The sequence below is a fragment of the Sphingomonas piscis genome, assembly GCF_011300455.1.
Classification (GTDB): domain Bacteria; phylum Pseudomonadota; class Alphaproteobacteria; order Sphingomonadales; family Sphingomonadaceae; genus Sphingomicrobium; species Sphingomicrobium piscis.
Window position 1 is genome coordinate 2,648,780 of sequence record NZ_CP049869.1, and the last position, 16,727, is coordinate 2,665,506.

At 64.0% G+C, this 16,727-nt stretch carries 18 protein-coding genes and 1 pseudogene; 9 read left to right on the plus strand and 10 right to left on the minus strand.

Features of this window, described 5'->3' with window-relative positions; genetic code table 11:
* The first annotated feature begins 28 nt into the window (after window positions 1-28).
* Window positions 29-1,828, plus strand: coding sequence for a ComEC/Rec2 family competence protein (locus tag G7077_RS13475; protein ID WP_166412154.1), 1,800 nt, complete (start codon window positions 29-31; stop codon window positions 1,826-1,828).
* Here G7077_RS13475 and lexA read toward each other — a convergent pair.
* Both lexA and G7077_RS13485 read right to left on the minus strand, forming a co-directional pair.
* Window positions 1,822-2,469, minus strand: coding sequence for a transcriptional repressor LexA (gene lexA / locus G7077_RS13480; RefSeq protein ID WP_166412155.1), 648 nt, complete (start codon window positions 2,467-2,469; stop codon window positions 1,822-1,824). The genes G7077_RS13475 and lexA overlap by 7 nt on opposite strands.
* A gap of 80 nt (window positions 2,470-2,549) precedes the next feature.
* Entirely contained in the window at window positions 2,550-4,478 is a 1,929-nt protein-coding gene (locus G7077_RS13485) for a peptidylprolyl isomerase (RefSeq protein ID WP_166412156.1), read from the minus strand.
* Window positions 4,479-4,583: 105 nt separating this feature from the next.
* On the opposite strand from G7077_RS13485, the gene tpiA reads away from it, so the two are divergent.
* From tpiA to trxB, 5 genes are all read left to right on the plus strand, one after another.
* The gene (gene tpiA, locus G7077_RS13490) at window positions 4,584-5,348 is read left to right on the plus strand and encodes a triose-phosphate isomerase (protein ID WP_166412157.1); all 765 of its coding nucleotides are present in this window, start codon (window positions 4,584-4,586) and stop codon (window positions 5,346-5,348) included.
* Between the two features lie 32 nt (window positions 5,349-5,380).
* Window positions 5,381-5,761, plus strand: coding sequence for a preprotein translocase subunit SecG (gene secG / locus G7077_RS13495; RefSeq protein WP_166412158.1), 381 nt, complete (start codon window positions 5,381-5,383; stop codon window positions 5,759-5,761).
* Between the two features lie 72 nt (window positions 5,762-5,833).
* Window positions 5,834-7,468 (plus strand): CTP synthase, encoded by a 1,635-nt coding sequence (gene pyrG / locus G7077_RS13500; protein ID WP_166412159.1) that lies wholly within the window; start codon window positions 5,834-5,836, stop codon window positions 7,466-7,468.
* 10 nt (window positions 7,469-7,478) lie between these two features.
* Entirely contained in the window at window positions 7,479-7,784 is a 306-nt protein-coding gene (locus G7077_RS13505; protein ID WP_166412160.1) for a putative quinol monooxygenase, read from the plus strand.
* Window positions 7,785-7,901: 117 nt separating this feature from the next.
* Entirely contained in the window at window positions 7,902-8,867 is a 966-nt protein-coding gene (trxB, locus tag G7077_RS13510; protein ID WP_166412161.1) for a thioredoxin-disulfide reductase, read from the plus strand.
* Here the strand turns inward: trxB and panD are convergent, their stop codons facing one another.
* From panD to fmt, 3 genes and pseudogenes are all read right to left on the minus strand, one after another.
* Window positions 8,868-9,275 carry an aspartate 1-decarboxylase gene (gene panD / locus G7077_RS13515; protein ID WP_246167229.1) on the minus strand — a complete coding sequence of 136 codons (408 nt, stop codon included), beginning with the start codon at window positions 9,273-9,275 and terminating at the stop codon, window positions 8,868-8,870.
* Between the two features lie 100 nt (window positions 9,276-9,375).
* The gene (truA, locus tag G7077_RS13520) at window positions 9,376-10,116 is read right to left on the minus strand and encodes a tRNA pseudouridine(38-40) synthase TruA (RefSeq protein ID WP_166412163.1); all 741 of its coding nucleotides are present in this window, start codon (window positions 10,114-10,116) and stop codon (window positions 9,376-9,378) included.
* A pseudogene (gene fmt / locus G7077_RS13525) lies at window positions 10,113-11,011 on the minus strand (methionyl-tRNA formyltransferase). The gene truA and the pseudogene fmt overlap by 4 nt, the downstream one beginning before the upstream one ends.
* Window positions 11,012-11,057: 46 nt before the next feature.
* On the opposite strand from fmt, the gene recR reads away from it, so the two are divergent.
* The gene (gene recR / locus G7077_RS13530; protein WP_166412501.1) at window positions 11,058-11,654 is read left to right on the plus strand and encodes a recombination mediator RecR; all 597 of its coding nucleotides are present in this window, start codon (window positions 11,058-11,060) and stop codon (window positions 11,652-11,654) included.
* 31 nt (window positions 11,655-11,685) lie between these two features.
* The gene (gene def, locus G7077_RS13535; RefSeq protein WP_166412164.1) at window positions 11,686-12,225 is read left to right on the plus strand and encodes a peptide deformylase; all 540 of its coding nucleotides are present in this window, start codon (window positions 11,686-11,688) and stop codon (window positions 12,223-12,225) included.
* A gap of 16 nt (window positions 12,226-12,241) precedes the next feature.
* Here the strand turns inward: def and G7077_RS13540 are convergent, their stop codons facing one another.
* A complete protein-coding gene (locus G7077_RS13540) occupies window positions 12,242-12,640 on the minus strand; it encodes a four-helix bundle copper-binding protein (protein ID WP_166412165.1) in 399 nt (132 codons plus the stop codon).
* Between the two features lie 154 nt (window positions 12,641-12,794).
* On the opposite strand from G7077_RS13540, the gene G7077_RS13545 reads away from it, so the two are divergent.
* A complete protein-coding gene (locus G7077_RS13545) occupies window positions 12,795-14,171 on the plus strand; it encodes a DNA recombination protein RmuC (protein WP_166412166.1) in 1,377 nt (458 codons plus the stop codon).
* Window positions 14,172-14,528: 357 nt separating this feature from the next.
* Here the strand turns inward: G7077_RS13545 and G7077_RS13550 are convergent, their stop codons facing one another.
* Genes G7077_RS13550 through G7077_RS13565 form a run of 4 tightly spaced genes read right to left on the minus strand, consistent with a single transcriptional unit; the run spans window position 14,529 to window position 16,725 of the window.
* A complete protein-coding gene (locus tag G7077_RS13550; protein WP_166412167.1) occupies window positions 14,529-15,215 on the minus strand; it encodes an META domain-containing protein in 687 nt (228 codons plus the stop codon).
* 27 nt (window positions 15,216-15,242) lie between these two features.
* On the minus strand, window positions 15,243-16,040 hold the full coding sequence (locus G7077_RS13555) for a TrmH family RNA methyltransferase (RefSeq protein WP_166412168.1): 798 nt from the start codon (window positions 16,038-16,040) through the stop codon (window positions 15,243-15,245).
* A complete protein-coding gene (locus G7077_RS13560; RefSeq protein ID WP_166412169.1) occupies window positions 16,040-16,312 on the minus strand; it encodes an HPr family phosphocarrier protein in 273 nt (90 codons plus the stop codon). The genes G7077_RS13555 and G7077_RS13560 overlap by 1 nt, the downstream gene beginning before the upstream one ends.
* The gene (locus G7077_RS13565) at window positions 16,309-16,725 is read right to left on the minus strand and encodes a PTS sugar transporter subunit IIA (RefSeq protein ID WP_166412170.1); all 417 of its coding nucleotides are present in this window, start codon (window positions 16,723-16,725) and stop codon (window positions 16,309-16,311) included. Before G7077_RS13565 ends, G7077_RS13560 begins: the two co-directional genes overlap by 4 nt.
* Window positions 16,726-16,727 lie beyond the last annotated feature (2 nt).

Consider the following 16,727-nt stretch of genomic DNA (forward strand, 5'->3'; position numbering starts at 1 on the left):
CCTGCTTTCCTCTTCTTGTGCTGCTGCAATGCAATGGACGAGCGCCCCTACCATAGCGGGTGCGCCTCATCCACAGCGTGCTCGGGGCTTTGGACAGGCGCGCTTAAGCGCAATTCTGGAAGGAATAGAAGCCTTTCTGGAGCGTGAGCGCGCGCAGCTGCCGCTTTGGCTGGTGGCCGGCTTCGGTGCGGGCATCGCCGGCTGGTTCACGCTCGGCAGCCCGGCAGCATGGGCTGCCTTTTTGTGCCTTTGCGCCGCGCTTGCCGTCGTCGGACTTCTCTTCCCACCGACCCGGACAGGCCGCGCTGTGTCGTGGTTTGCTGCGGCCGCCGCATTGGGATGTGCGTTGGTTTGGGGTCGCGCGGAATGGATCGCAGCCCCCAAGCTGTCACGTCCCGTGGTTACAGAAATGACGGGCAGGGTGGTTGCAGTCGAGCAGCTCGTCGCCAAGGGCGATGTCCGACTGTTGCTCGTGCCGGACAGCAAAAATCTTCCTCCCAAGGTGCGGGTATCCGCCAAAGTCGACGGGGTTTCCAAGGACGTTAACCGCGGCTCACTTGTCCGGCTCCGCGCTCGCCTGGCGCCGCCGCCCTCGATGGCGCTTCCCGGAAGCTACGATTTCTCGCGTGATGCCTGGTTCAAGGGCATCGGCGGTGTTGGCCGGGTGCTTGGACCCGTCGTGCTGGTGAAGAAAGGCGAGGGCGCCTTCCTCGACCGGACGCGCGAGCGGCTGGGTACGCACATTCGCGAGCGCCTGCCGGGTGCGAAGGGCGGGATCGCCGCTGCCCTCGTCACCGGCGACCAGAATGGCGTTCCGGAAGATGATGCGGAGGCGATGCGCCGAAGCGGGCTCACGCACCTGTTGTCGGTCAGCGGCCTTCACATCGCCGCGGTCATCGGTGCCGTGATGTTCCTGACCCTGCGCCTGCTGGCCCTCAGCGAGACGCTTGCGCTCCGCTTCAATCTCGTCCTGGTGTCGGCAGCGGCAGCGGCAGGTGCTGTGGCAGGCATCTTCTACACGCTCCTGACCGGCGCGCAGGTTCCGACGGTGCGGAGCTGCGTGGCAGCTTTGCTCGTGCTTGCCGGCATTGCTTTGGGGCGCGATGCGCTCAGCATGCGGCTGCTCGCCGTCGGCGCTCTCGTCGTCCTGCTGTTCCGGCCGGAAGCCATCGCCGGCGCCAGCTTCCAGTTCAGCTTCGCCGCGGTTGCCGCGATCATCGCCCTTCACTCGAGCGCATGGGCTCGCCGCCACCTCCAGGCGCGGGAGGAGCCGTGGTGGGCAAGGGGGCTGCGCTGGTTCGGCGGCATGATCGCCACCGGGCTGGCGGTCGAAGCGGCGCTGATCCCCTTTGCGTTGTTCCACTTCCACAAGGCGGGGCTCTATGGCGTCGGCGCCAACATTCTCGCCATCCCGCTCACCACCTTCGTGATCATGCCGCTGGAGGCTGCCGCACTGCTTGCCGACGCGATCGGCCTGGGCGCTCCGCTGTGGGCCCCGACGAGCTGGGCACTCGGCCTGCTACTCGGCATTGCGCATGCAGTGGCGGGCACGACGGGCGCGGTTGCGACGGTTGCATCCATCCCGACTTGGTGCTTCGCCTTGTTCGCTGCGGGCGGATTGTGGATCTGCCTATGGGTAAGCCCCATCCGCTGGCTTGGCCTTGCGCCCGTGGCCTTCGCCGCAATCGGCACCTTGTTGAAGGCCGACCGGAAGTTTCTGGAGCAGACCGGCGGCCTTGCGATCACCCTTGGTAGCACCCCGCACGTGGCAAGTGTTGCTGCTCAGGTAGGCGATCACCCCTGGGCGGCCACCACGAGTCCTCAGTAACGCCGGATCAAGCCCGCCAGCTTGCCTTGGATCTGCACGCGCCGCGGCTCGTAGCGCTGCGCTTTATAATTGCGGTTGGCCGGATCGAGACGGATCATCTGTCCCTCGCGGCGGAAGGTTTTCAGGGTCGCCTCCTCATTGTCGACCAGCGCCACCACGATTTCGCCCTCGCGCGCCGTGTCCACCTTGCGGATCAGCGCAAAGTCCCCATCGAGAATGCCTTCCTCGACCATGGAGTCGCCCGAAACCTCCAGCGCATAATGCTCGCCCGGGCCGAGCAGGGCCGCAGGCACGGAAAAGCTCTCCGTTCCTTGCAGTGCTTCGATTGGCGTGCCGGCGGCGATCCGGCCGTGAAGGGGGATCTCGATCGTGTCGTTCGCTGCCACGGGGATCGCGTTCTTCGGCGTCGGCACCGCGGTATTCTTCACTTCGGGCAGTTTCAGCACCTCGAGGGCACGGGCGCGATTGGGCAAGCGGCGAATGAACTGCCGCTCCTCCAGCGCTGAGATCAACCGGTGCACGCCCGACTTGGACTTGAGGTCCAGCGCCTCGCGCATCTCATCAAAGCTCGGGCTCACTCCTGTGCGGCCGAGCCGCTCGTTGATGAACATCAGCAATTCATGCTGTTTCGAAGTCAACATCGGCGCCACTCCCTGTTCCGAATGGAACGAACGGAGAACGTCTATGAAACGGAACGGCTCCGGTCAAGAGCCTCGTTCACTCACGATCCGGCGAGAATCCGTTTCTTCGCGTCGGCAATGGCGTCGTCGTAGCGCCTGACACCGATGTTCTTGCGCACCGCGGTTAGGAATTGGCGTGCATAGTCGGTCGATGTCGCTTCCTGGAAGTCCTTCTGGACCTGAGCGATGAGACCAGGCTGCAACACGGCATTACCCGGCGTGACCCCGTTCAGCTTCACGACCGCGAAGCCGCCGCCGGCGGGGTCCGCCACCATGCGGCTCTTCCCCGTCGTGAGGGTGAAAAGCGCCTGGATGGAGGCGGGCACCTGCCCCTGCATCTCTGCCAGCTGCAGTCTTCGCACGGCAACTGGCCGCGGGGCTGGAAGGGTGACCCCGGCCTGTGCCGCAGCCTGCGCCAGCGGCATGCCGCGCGCGACCTTGGCTGCAATGGCGGTTGCCGCGGCCTTCGCCCGGTCGCCCGCTTGCTTACGCACCCAGTCAGCCGAGACGCGGTCGCGAATGGACGCAAGCGGTGCAGGGGCCGGCGCCACGACCTGCGCGGGACCCACAAGGACGTTGTCCGTTCCTTCAGGGTTCAAGGCAACGATCTCCGGATCGTCGCTCTCGCCAAGCTCAAAGCCCCGCTGCACCGCCGGCGCGAGTTCCGGCGGCAGCTTGAAGGAGGGGTTTGCCCGCGAAGCGCCGTTGGCGGTGATCAGCGGGGTTTGTTCAATCGTCACCTTGGCGGCGGCCGCGGCCTCCTGGAAGTTGCGGCCGTCCGCAATCGCATCCTCGATCTTGCTGACGAGATCGGCCAGCGCCTCCTTGCGCTTCGCTTCGGTCAGCCGCGGCGCGATTTCCGCCTTCGCCTGCTCCAGGCTCTTGCCCGGCTGCTCGCGCACTTCCTCGACCTTGACGACGGTCCAGCCGAAGTCGGAACGGACCGGCCCGACGATTGCACCCTTGGCCGCCGAAAAGACGCTCCCTGCGACCTGAGCCCCACCAAGCGAGGTCAATTGCTCGCGGGTCTGTTCGCCAAGATTGGTGAAGGCAGCGTCGGCCTTGCCCTTGGCGGCCGCCTCAAGACTGCCGCTCGCCTTCGCCGCTGCCGCAATTGCGTTCGCCGTCGCCTGGTTCTGGACAACCACCTGGCTCAACGTCCGCACACTTTTCGGCGCATAGCTGGCGCGGTTCTTCTGATAGTCGGCGGAGATCTCCTGATCCGTGGCTGTTACCGATGCCACCTGCGCGGCGCCGATCCGGGCAAAGCGGAGCACCCGCTGTTCGGGTACCATGTAACTGGTGCGATTGGCCGCATAATGAGCCTGGATATCGGCATCCGTCGGCTTCAGCCCGGCGGCAAACGCCTGCACCGGTACGAGGCCGATTTCACCCTGCCGAAGCTCAAGCAGCATGGAGGCGTAGTTTTGCGCCACGCCAACGGGGATACGCGGGCTCGCCGCGACCGGCTGCAAGATCAGCTGCTGCAGAATTTCCTGACCGATCAAGCGGCGCAGCTCGCCGTCGGTCAGCCGCTGCTGGTTGAGGAACTGCTGATAGGCTTGTTCACTGAACCTACCGTCCAGGCCTTTGGTGCCGGGGAGGTTGGCGATTTCGGCGTCGATCAAGCGCTTGGAAACGACGAACCCGGTCTTGCGGGCGAACTCCTGAAGCGACATCTGGTCGATTAGGTCGGCCACCGTCGCATCGAAGCTGTTGGTGAGGTCCGCCATGGTCGCCGCGGGGTTCTGCTGCCGCAGCATGTTCAAGCGGCGTGCAAGCTCATCCTGCAATTGCCGTTCAGTCAGCTTCTGTCCGCCGACCTTCGCCAGCGTTCCCGAGCCGCCGCCCGAACCCATGAAGCTTTGCGCATCCGTCAGCGCCAGCGATGCAAGAATCGCCACCCCGAAGGCGACCAGAATGACGGTGCCGATCTTGGATTTGGAGAGGCGTCGGAAAGAAGCGATCATCGATAGGTCTCAACAGGCGTGAAAGGCGGTGCTTTAGGAGGGGCGCGGCGCATCAGCAAGGCGGGGAGCTTTCGCGCTGCCAGCATAAAGGCTAAACTGAATGTTATGATACAGAACAAATATGTGGTTGGTAATTGGAAGATGAATGGCGTCGGCGCGCACCTCGAAGAGGTTCGGGCGATCGCCGGCGGCGCTGCACGATATCGTGGCGTAGACGTGGCCTTATGCCTCCCGGCAACGCTGATCCACCGTGCCGCGGATGTCGTTCCGGGTTTTCCGGTCGGGGCGCAGGACGTGCACTTTGAACCGCACGGCGCGCACACCGGCTGCCTTGGCGCGGCCATGCTGGTCGATGCCGGCGCGGTCCTTACCATTGTCGGTCACTCGGAACGGCGGGAGCGGGAGCGAAGTGCCGAGGTGCGCGCCAAGGCCGAAGCGGCGCAGGCAGCGGGTCTGGACGTTATCGTCTGTGTTGGCGAAAGCCTTGAAGCGCACGAGGCCGGCGCAACCATCGAGACCGTCTGCCGGCTCGCCAACAAGAGTCTTCCCGAACAGGTTGGACCGACCCGGCTGACCCTGTCCTACGAACCTGTCTGGGCGATCGGCAGCGGCAGCACACCCAGTCCTAAAGAAATCGGCTGGGTTGCAGGCGCGTTGCGCGACCTGGTCGACAAACGGTTCGGCGGCCAAGGTGCCGGCGTTCGAATTCTTTACGGCGGCTCCGTGAATGGCAGCAACGCCGCCGAGATCTTCGCAGTGCCGAATGTCGACGGTGCCTTGGTCGGCGGTGCGAGCTTGCGGGCGATCGACTTCCTGCCGATCGTTGCGGCCGCGGCGGAGGCTGTTGAACGACAAGGAGCGATAGCCTAGATGCGCCGCACTGATTGCAACGAAAGCACTCCATGTTCACCTTCCTCCTGATTGTTCAAGTATTGATCGCGACGGCGCTCGTCGCCGTGATCCTGATGCAACGCTCGGAAGGCGGCGGACTTGGTGTTGGCGGCAGTTCGTCGGGTTTCATGACGGCGCGGGGTGCTGCGGACTTCCTCACGCGCTCGACCGCGGTGCTTGGAACCGTCTTCGTTGTCCTGTGCATTGCCATGGCCGCCTACGCCGGCGCGACACGCAAACCGCAATCGGTGGACACGTCGCTCGCCAACAGCGCGGGATCTGCCGGGGCGCTGACCCGAACGGAGACCCAGGCTCCGGCGCAGCCCGCCGATGCGAACGAAGCAGGGCCGGTCGCGAACGGGGCGGCGCCGACCGTTCCGCTGCAGCAATAAGCGGCTCGCCTTAACTTTTTTCGATTCGCCCGCTTGCCCAAGCGGGCTTCGGCACCCTAAGTCTCAACTCCCATGGCGCGGTTCATTTTTGTCACCGGCGGCGTGGTCTCCTCGCTCGGCAAGGGTCTTCTTTCGGCATCGCTCGGTGCGCTTCTACAGGCGCGCGGCTTCAAGGTGCGCATCCGAAAGTTCGACCCCTATCTAAACGTCGATCCGGGAACCATGTCTCCCTATCAGCATGGTGAGGTCTACGTCACCGACGACGGTGCGGAGACCGATCTCGACCTCGGCCATTACGAGCGTTTTACCGGCATTTCGGCGCGACAGTCGGACAATGTCACGACCGGGAGAATCTACCGCGACATCATCATGAAGGAGCGGCGCGGCGATTATCTCGGCGCGACCGTTCAGGTGATCCCGCACGTCACCAATGCCATCAAGGAATTCGCGCTGTCGGACATCGACGGCCTGGACTTCGTGATCTGCGAGATTGGCGGCACCGTCGGCGATATCGAGAGCCTGCCTTTCGTCGAGGCGATCCGTCAGCTTCGCAACGACCTCGGCCGGGACCAGACCGTCAGCGTTCACACCACGCTCGTGCCGTGGATCAAGGCGGCGGGTGAATTGAAGACCAAGCCGACGCAGCATAGCGTCCGCGAAATCTCCAGCCTCGGCGTTGCGCCTGACGTCTTGCTCTGCCGCTGCGAGAAGGAAATTCCGCAATCCGACCGGGAGAAGATCGCTCAATTCTGCAACGTGCCGCCGTCGGCCGTCATCCAGGCGCTGGATGCCCGTTCGATCTACGACGTGCCCTTGCAATATCACAACGAAGGCTTGGACGACGAAGTCCTGAAGGCCTTCCGTATCCATGATGCGCCTGCGCCGGACCTGTCGCGGTGGACTGACGTCATGGACCGCGTCGACCATCCCGAAGGCGAGGTGACGATTGGCGTTGTTGGCAAATATGTCGGCCTTCCCGACGCCTACAAAAGCCTCAACGAAGCCTTGGTCCACGGCGGCCTGGCCAATCGGTCCAAAGTGCACATCCGCTGGCTTGATGCCGAAATGTTCGAAGGCGACGACGACAATCTCGCCGCCGAACTCGAGCCTCTTCATGGCATCCTCGTGCCCGGTGGCTTTGGCGAGCGCGGGACGGAAGGCAAGATCGCCAGCGTCCGCTTCGCCCGCGAACGCAAGGTGCCCTTCTTCGGCATCTGCCTCGGCATGCAGATGGCCTGCATCGAAGGCGCGCGGAACCTCGCCGGTATCGCAGAAGCTTCGTCGACCGAGTTTGGCGAGACACCGGAGCCGGTGGTTGGCCTCATCACCGAGTGGATGAGCAACGAGGGCCTGCAGAAGCGCGCTGAGGACGGCGACATGGGCGGCACCATGCGGCTAGGCGCCTACGACGCGAGGCTGTCCGGCAACAGCCATGCCGCCGCCGCTTACGGCACGACCGAGATCAGCGAGCGCCACCGTCACCGCTATGAGGTCAACATCCACTACAAGGATGCGCTTGAGAAGGGCGGCCTGGTCTTCTCCGGAATGTCTCCAGACGGCCAGTTGCCGGAAATCGTGGAGCGTCCTGACCACCCCTGGTTTATCGGCGTCCAATTTCACCCCGAACTCAAGAGCCGCCCCTTCGAACCGCACCCCTTGTTCGCCGGGTTCATCGCCGCGGCCGTGAAGCAGAGCCGGCTGGTTTAGGAGTGGCGGAATGGTCGTCGAATATATTCGCTATGCGCTGACGACCCACACTCCCGACGAGTTGATTGCTGCTTATGGGCTTGCTGCCAAGCATCTTGGCGCAGCGCCGGAGTGCGCCTCGTACGAGGTGGCTCAGTGCGAGGAAGTCCCCGCCTCGGTCACGGTCCGGATCACCTGGGAATCGACCGATGCGCATCTGAACGGCTTTCGCAAAGGCCCGAACTTCCCACCGTTTCTAAGCGCGATCCGCCCGTTCATACCCGAGATTGCCGAGATGCGGCACTATGCGGTGAAGGATAGCTGGACCCGCGCCTAGGCGCCCGAACCAGCGGACAGCCGAACCTGTTGCGCCCTGAAGAGGGAGTGATGTCAAGCTCGCAAACATCGTCACCTTTCCGTTGCGGGTGGGAGGCAGCGACCTTACATCCGGCCCATGACCAATATCGTTTCCACCCGCGTCGCGATTCTTGGCTCGGGCCCTGCCGGCCTTTCCGCCGCCATTTATGCCGCGCGCGCCGGTCTCGCCCCTGTGGTGATCCAGGGAATCCAGCCCGGTGGCCAGCTGACCACCACGACCGACGTCGAAAACTACCCTGGTTTCCGTGACGTCATCCAGGGCCCCTGGCTGATGGAGGAAATGCAGGCCCAGGCCGAGCATGTCGGGACCAAGATGGTGTGGGACTATATCGTCGATGTCGACCTCTCCCGCAGGCCGTTTCGGCTGCAGGGCGACAGTGGCACTGTGTACAGTTGCGATACGCTCGTGATCGCCACGGGCGCTCAGGCCAAGTGGCTGGGCCTGCCGTCGGAGGAGATGATGAAGGGCAAGGGCGCATCCGCTTGCGCCACCTGCGACGGCTTCTTCTACCGCGGCAAGAAGGTTGCGGTGATCGGCGGCGGCAACACCGCCGTCGAAGAGGCACTCTACCTCACCAATCATAGCCACGACGTCACCCTGATTCACCGTCGCGACACGCTGCGTGCAGAGCGGATCCTCCAGGATCGGCTCTTCGCCCATCCGAACGTCAAGGTGATCTGGAACCACGAAGTCGCCGAGTTCGTCGGCGGCGGTCAGCCCGAAGCACTCGTCGGCCTTGACCTCCGCGACACCCGCACCGGCGCCATCACCCGCATCGACGTCGACGGCGCCTTCGTAGCCATCGGACACAAGCCGGCGACGGAGCTGTTCCAGGGTAAGATCAAGCTCGACGAGGACGGCTACATCGAGGTCGTCACCGGCACCACCCGCACCAATGTCGAAGGCGTGTTCGCCTGCGGTGACGTCATGGACAAGGTTTACCGCCAGGCAGTGACCGCCGCCGGCACAGGCTGCATGGCCGCGCTGGACGTGGAGCGTTTCCTCGCGGCGCAGGAATATGAGGCGCTCGCCGCCGAATAGTTAGGTGGCTGCTTCGGTCGCCCACTTCTGCCCGGGCTGGCCGGGAACCGGTTCGGCTGGGTCGTTGCCGAGCTTCACCACGCGATTGTCGCCGTCGACGTGAACCACCGTGGGCTTGCGGGTCCGGGCTTCGGCCTCGTCCATCACGGCATAGCTCATGATGATCACGAGGTCGCCCGCATGCACCAGATGCGCCGCAGCGCCGTTGATGGTGATGGTGCGCGATCCCGCCGGTGCGGTGATCACGTAAGTCTCGATCCTGGCGCCGTTTGTGATGTCGACAATCGCCACCTGTTCCCCTTCGAGCAGGTCCGCCGCTTCCATCAACTCCGCATCGATCGCCACCGACCCGACGTAATCGAGGTCCGCCTGAGTCACCGTTGCCCGGTGAATCTTCGACTTCATCATGATCCGCTGCACGGCGGCGAAACTCCCAAGGGCACGCGTCAGGCGCGGCTACTAGCAGATTTGCATGGTGAGACCAGCATTCAAGTGCTGCAACGCAGCATCAGGGATAGACGGCTTTAACGAAGTAAAGGCCGTCCGGCGGCGCGTTGAACCCCAGCGCCGCCCGATTCCGCGCTTCCAGAGCCTTGCGCATTTCGTCAGGTCGCCACTGCCCCCGGCCGACGAGCGAAAGACACCCAACCATCGACCGTACCTGATGATGAAGGAAGCTCCGAGCTGCCGCTTCGACCAGCACCTCGTCACCCTTATGCCGAACGTCGAGCCGATCGAGCGTCTTCACCGGACTGTCCGATTGGCAGTGCACCGACCGGAACGTCGTGAAGTCATGACGTCCCACCAGCATCGCCGCGCCCGCCGCCATTGCAGCGACGTCGAGGTCCACGCCGATGTGCCAAACTTTGCCGCGCTCCAGCGCCGGCGGCGCCCGGCGGTTCAGGATGCGATAGAGGTAACGCCGCCCGACGCACGAGAAGCGTGCATGCCAATCGTCCGCGGCCGGCTCGACCGTCAGGACCGACACAGGGGCGGGGCGCACCAGAGCATTCAGCCCCTCCCGGAGCCGGTGCGCCGTTATTTCCCTTACAACATCCACATGCACGCTCATTGCCAGCGCATGCACGCCCGCATCGGTGCGCCCCGCCGCGATCACCGGCGCCTGCTCGCCCGTCATCCGCTCAAGCGCATCTTCCAGCGCCTGCTGTACCGACGGTCCATGGTCCTGCCGCTGCCAGCCCATGAAGGGGCCGCCGTCATATTCCACCGTCAGCCGCCAGCGGGTCACGGAAGGATCATGCCCTTGGGGATGGCAAAACCACGGAGAAGCTCGACTGGGGTCATCGCGCCACGACCAGCCCGCTGCACCTTAGTGGGTGTGATCGCGCCGGAGACGCAGGCTATCGTAAGTTGATCGTCGACAACCTCCCCTGCAGCGCCGCTTCCCTCCGCAGAGCGCGCCTCCAACAGCTTGACCCGCTCGCCATTCGCCTCGAACCAGGCACCCGGCGTGGGCGCAAACGCCCGAACCTGTCGCAAAATCTGCTCCGCCGGCTGCGTCCAGTCGATGCGCGTCTCGGCTTTGTCGATCTTCGCGGCATAGGTGACACCCTCGTCCGGCTGCGGCTCGGGCGGGGTAGGGTGGTCCAGCCAATCTAACAGCGCCGTCGCGCCGAGTTCCGCCATCTCTTCCGTCACTTGCCCGGCGTTCTTGCCGTCCAGAACCAGCTCCCGCTTGAGCAGCATGGGCCCCGTATCGAGCCCCTCATCCATCCGCATGATGGTTATCCCGCTGATCGCATCACCGGCCAGGATCGCGCGGTGGATGGGGGCTGCCCCCCGCCAGCGCGGCAGCAGAGAGGCATGGACGTTGATGCATCCGCTCCTTGGCGCCTCCAGGATCAGTTTCGGCAGGATCAATCCGTAAGCGGCCACCACTGCGAGGTCCGCATCCATTAGGGCAAAGCGCGACTGTTCCTCCGCGTTGCGCAGGCTCTTGGGGTTCTCACCTCGAGGCCCAGCTCTTCGGCCCGCGCATGCACCGCCGTTTTCCGGTCGGCCTTACCCCGTCCGGCGGGGCGCGGCGGCTGACAATACACCGCCGGGACCTCGTGCCCAGCCTCGACCAGCGCGTTCAGAGTCGGCACCGCAAAGTCCGGCGATCCCATGAAAATGATCCGCATGGCGCCGGCTATGGCGAAGATGGGGGAAATTTCCTACCTCATCGCTATGGCATCCCGCGAAATCGAAGCGCTTGCGAACGCATTGGCCAGACTCCCGGGACTAGGCCCGCGCTCGGCGCGCCGTGCCGTCCTGCATCTAATGAAGAAGCGCGAGAATGCCCTGCAGCCCTTGCTAGCGGCGCTCCAGACCGTTTCGGAGAAGCTCTCCACCTGCTCAACCTGCGGCAATGTCGACACGTCCGACCCCTGCAGCATCTGCGCCGACCCGCGCCGTGACGAGACCATGCTTTGCGTGGTCGAGGAAGTGTCCGACCTCTGGGCGCTTGATCGCTCCCGCCTTTTTCCCGGTCGCTACCATGTGCTTGGCGGCCGCCTCTCCGCGCTGGAGGGTGTGCGGCCCGAAGACCTCACCATCGATCGCCTCGTCGCCCGTGTGTCGAACGGCGGCACCGACGAGGTCGTTCTCGCCATGAATGCGACCCTGGAAGGCCAGACCACCGCCCATTACGTCGCGGAGCGGCTCGAGAAATTTCCCGTTCGACTCAGCCAGTTGGCGCATGGACTTCCCGTCGGCGGTGAACTCGACTATCTGGACGAAGGTACGCTGGCGCAGGCCCTGCGCGCACGCCGCCCGGTTGCTTGAACCAAACCGTTCAAAAGCCTAAATAAAGCGCATGGCCATTCTCCCCATCGTCGAAGTCCCCGATCCGCGCCTGCGGCAGATCTCCAAGCCTGTGGAGCAGGTGGACGAGGAGATTCGCACTCTCGTGCGCGATATGTTCGAGACGATGTACGACGCACCGGGCATTGGCATCGCCGCCATCCAGGTCGGCGTTCCCAAACGCATCCTGGTGATCGATCTTCAGGAGCCGGAGGAAGAGGGCGGTGAACCGGTCAAGGCACCGCGAATCTTCATCAACCCGGAAATCCTGACCGCGTCGGAGCAGGAGGTCCCCTACAACGAGGGGTGCCTCTCCATCCCAGAGCAATATGCCGAGGTCGACCGCCCGGATCGCATTCGCGCGCGCTGGCTCGACGAGCATGGCAATGCCCACGAGGAAGAGATTGACGGCCTGCTAGCCGTCTGCCTGCAGCACGAGATGGACCATCTCAACGGCATCCTCTTCATCGACCACCTCTCCCGCTTGAAGCGCGAGATGGTGCTCAAGAAGCTTGCCAAGCAGCGGAAAGAACAAGGGAAAAAGGCGGCATAGACCGCCTTCGTCCGGCTTAGACGGGCTCCACCACGGACAGCGCCGCATGCCGGCAGTCCGCCGCACACTCGCGGCACATCTGCGCGCACAGCTTGCAATGCTCATGGTCATGGCGCTCGCACTCGGCGGCGCACTCATCGCAGGCACGGGCGCATAGCTCCAGCAGCTCGCGAAGGATTTGCGGGTTTGATCCCGTCCGCCGAAGCCCCAGCCGCGCCGTCGCCTCACAGACATCCGATACGTCCAGGCACAGCCGAATGCACTGGGTCATGTCCATATTCTCGGCCGAACATGCATCCGCGCAGCTCAGCGCCATCTTCGAACAATACATGGCATGGTGCACGGCGTCGCCGAGCGGCTGATTGACGTGGCCGTCGACTAGCGGATGCAACCCGATCATCTTTCGTACGGACATGCGGTTCCTCTCTCGTTGTTGCGAACGTAGCGAAGCAGCTTGCTTCGAGTTCCTTTATGGTTTGCTTCGTCGCATGCACTGCTTCCGATAACAATTCCGCGCTTGAGAGGCGATGCAGTCGGGCCTACAGTTCCCATTCTGTTCCGGGAGGCGAATGATGGACGCGGTGGGGATGTTGGTCGCGCTTGTGGCGCTTGGACTCGGCGCCCTGATCGGTTTCCTCATTGCCAGTCGTCAGGCCGCGGCCGCCAAGCAAGTCACCGAAAGCCTTCGCTTGCAGCTCGACGGAGTGGGCCGGGAGCGGGAGAGCGCGTTTCAGGAACTCGGCGCCCTGCGGAATGCCCACAGCGAGGCACAGGCGAAGCTAGCCGCACTGCAGGCGGCTCAGCAGGAGCGCGAACGCGGCTTTGAGCAGCAGATTGCCTCGCTCGAAAAGGCCAAGGAAACCCTCGTCGTCCAATTTCGGGAGATTGGCGACAAGCTCCTCGAAAAGGCTCAGAGCGACTTTCTTGCCAAAGCCGATGACCGCCTCGCCAAGGCGGACAAGGAACAGACCGCAAAGCTCCAACAACTGCTGCAACCGGTCGAATCTACCCTCAAGCGCTACGAGGAAGGACTGCAGCGGGTCGAGAAAGATCGGATCGACAGCTATGCGGGCCTGCGGGAGCAAGTCGAACTGGTGCGCGCAGGGCAGGGGCAAGTGCGCGACGAGGCGCGCCGCCTGGTCACCGCGCTGACGTCATCGCCCAAGCAGCGGGGCCGCTGGGGCGAGCGGAGCCTTCAGAACGTGCTGGTCCAGGCTGGGCTGGTCGAAGGCATCGACTTCAACATGGAGGTGTCGACCGACGGCGAAGAGGGACGCCTGCGCCCCGACGCGATCGTCAACCTGCCGCAGGGCCGCAAGCTGGTGATCGACGCTAAATGCTCATTGAATGCTTATCTCGACGCCTGCGACGAGGTGGACGACGACAGGCGCACGGCCTGCTTCAAGGCGCACCTCGCCTCCGTCCTCCGCCACGCCCAGCAGCTCGGGAGCAAAAACTACTGGGCGCAGTTCGGTGACGCCGCCGATTTCGTCATCATGTACATCCCCGGCGAACACTTTTTATCCGCCGCGCTTGAGCAGGACGAGCAGCTTTGGGAAAAAGCGTTCAAAGACAAGGTGCTGCTGGCTACTCCTACGAACCTGGTCGCAATTGCCCGCACGGTGGCCAGCGTCTGGCGGCAGGAGCGGCTCGCGGAGGCTGCCGAGGAAATCGCAAGCATAGGCAAGGAGCTCCACTCCCGAATCGCGACCATGGCGGACCACATCGCGCGCATGGGAAAAAATCTCGCGACAGCAAACACGGCCTACAACCAAATGGTCGGAAGCTTTGAAAGTCAGGTTCTCACGCAGGCTCGCCGATTCGAAGGATTGGGTGCGGGGAGCGCCAAGGAAGCAGTCTCACCGCCCATGATGGAGGCTGCGCCTCGTCCTCTCACGAAGCTCGTAGGGCCATCCGGGAACTCGCCTGCGGCGAACGAAGAGTGAACAATCTTACTTGCATTTCTTCCGCCTCAGCGTAGCATCGGGAGGTCGGCATAACGCTTGTAATTTGCTCTCGAAGAAGAGCCCCTCAGATGGGCCGGGTGACAGAGCACACACAGCTTCTTGTCGGCATAACGAAGGAGGAAGTCGTGGGCTATGCCTTGATGTCCTCTGAGCCGACGCCTCTCAGTAAGTGGGCGGTCGCTATCCTCGATGAGAAGGGGATGATTAAGCGCCGTTTGCCCTGTGAGTGCGAGACTGAGTCTGAGGCTCGCAAGTACGCCGAGACGTACGAGCGCCTCTTCGGATAGCAGAGGGGGGTCGGGGCTCTCGGGTCCCGGCCTTTCTCATTTTGCAACTTTAGTAGCCCCGCCTTAGCTCGATCCGACCGTTGGGATTGCTCAGCGTCAGGCGGTCGCCACCCTGCCAGTCGGCGATGACCGGCTGCGACAAGATGCCGAGTCCCTGGTTTTCGAAGCTCATTGCCGGTTCGGCGCAGGCCATCCGAGTCGCCGCAAGGTTGCTGACGCTGACGGTGGCCCCGCGCTGGAGATAGCGGCCGCCGGCCGAGTTGCAGCCGAACTTCACGCCGATCCGGTCGTCGGCATCGAAGCGCACGTAATATTCGCCGGCGGGCGGTGTCGACCGTCCATTGACCGCCGCCACTCGCCAACTGCTGCCGGCAAGGCTGGCCGACGCAATCGGATCGCCGCCGCAGCCGTTGAATTGGCGACCGTCGACACTGACCTGGACCTTGTCCGGATAGGTGCGGTCGCTCATGCCGTCGCTGCACTGCGCATGGATGATGTTCACGCCGATCCTAGGGGTCTGGTAGATCTCGCCCGCAACACCGTGGATGACGCGGGGTAGGGGTTGGCGGACCTGCGCACCATCGGCGGGAATGAAGGCGATCTCCCGGTCGTCGATCACTAGCGACCAGAAGGGCTCCGTTCCGACGGCGCGGTACGGAGCCGGCGGCGGCGGCGGTGCCGGAAGGCAGGCGGTGAGCGCGGCGGCAAGCGCGGCGGGAACGATGATACGCAGCATAAGGGCAACCTCCTGGTCGTCCTTATCCTAGCGCCAGCTTGCCCGAACCTGAAAGGCCATCACCGCCGCAGCGATTGCCGCGTTCAGGCTGTCGGCCCGCCCCGACATCGAAATCTTCACCAAGAGGTCGCATTCCGGCTCGTAATCGGCGGGGAGCCCCTGCTGCTCATTGCCGATCAGCAAGAAGCAAGGCTTTTCGTAGGTAACGCCGAGATAGTCATGCTCGGTTTTGAGGCTGGTGCCGACCAGCTGGCCTTCACCGTTCCGGAGCCAGGCCAGGAACTCCGGCCACCGTGCCGCGGCGATTTGCTGCGTAAAAAGCGCTCCCATCGATGCGCGTACCGCCTCGACGGAGAAGGGGTCGGCGCAATCGTCGATCAGTATAAGCCCGCCAGCGCCGACCGCGTCGCCGGTGCGCAAAATGGTCCCGATATTTCCCGGGTCGCGAAGCGCCTGCGCCACCAGCCAGAGAGGAGAACGCCCGCGATCAACCTTGGCCAGCGCCACGTCCGGCTGCCGGAAGGCGCCGAGCAGCATCTGCGGATTGTCCTTGCCGCTCATCTTCGTAAGGATCTCGGGCGTGGTCTCGATCACGTCGGCACCATTGGCCTCCGCGGCGGCGATGATCTCCTGGGCTAGCGGGTGAACTCCGCCAGCGCTGGAATAAGCAACGATCTCAGGAAGATGGCCCTCATCGCGCGCTTCGGCGATGATCCTCAGCCCCTCAGCTAGGAACAGGCCTTCACTGCGCCGCGCCTTCTTGTCGCGGAGGGAGCGGAGGCGTTTGACGGTGTCATTGGAAAAGGACGTGATCTGCCGGGGCATCAATCTTCCCCGAAGCGGTCCTCGACCAGGGTGACGAGCTGGGTCATGGCGTCGTCTGCACCGTCGCCTTCGGTGTGAATGACGATGCTGTCGCCAAGCGCGGCGCCGAGCATCATCAGGCCCATGATCGAGGTGCCGCAGACGCGGTTGCCGTCCTTTTCGACCTCGACCTTGGCCGGCAGCTGGGCGGCAAGTCCGACGAACTTGGCACTGGCGCGCGCATGCAGGCCCCGCCGATTGGTGATCTCGACCTGACGGCTGAGCACGCTCAAGCCGCGGCTTCCCCGGCTTCGCCGAGAATCTCGGAAGCGACCGAGATGTATTTGCGGCCAGCCTCGCGGGCGGCGGCAACGGCGGCATGCACGCCCATCACCTTGCGGGCACCTTCGAGGCGGATCAGCATCGGCAGGTTGATGCCGGCGATCACCTCGATATTCTCGCTCTTCATCAGGCTGATGGCGAGGTTGGACGGCGTACCGCCGAACAGGTCGGTGAGGATGATCACGCCCTTGCCCTGATCCACTCGGCCGATCGCATCCGCGATGTCCTGTCGGCGAGCCTCCATGTCGTCTTCCGGCCCGATGCAGATGCCTTCGATCGCGCCTTGCGGGCCGACCACATGTTCCATTGCGGTGATGAACTCGGCCGCCAGACGGCCGTGGGTCACCAGCACTAGTCCGATCATTC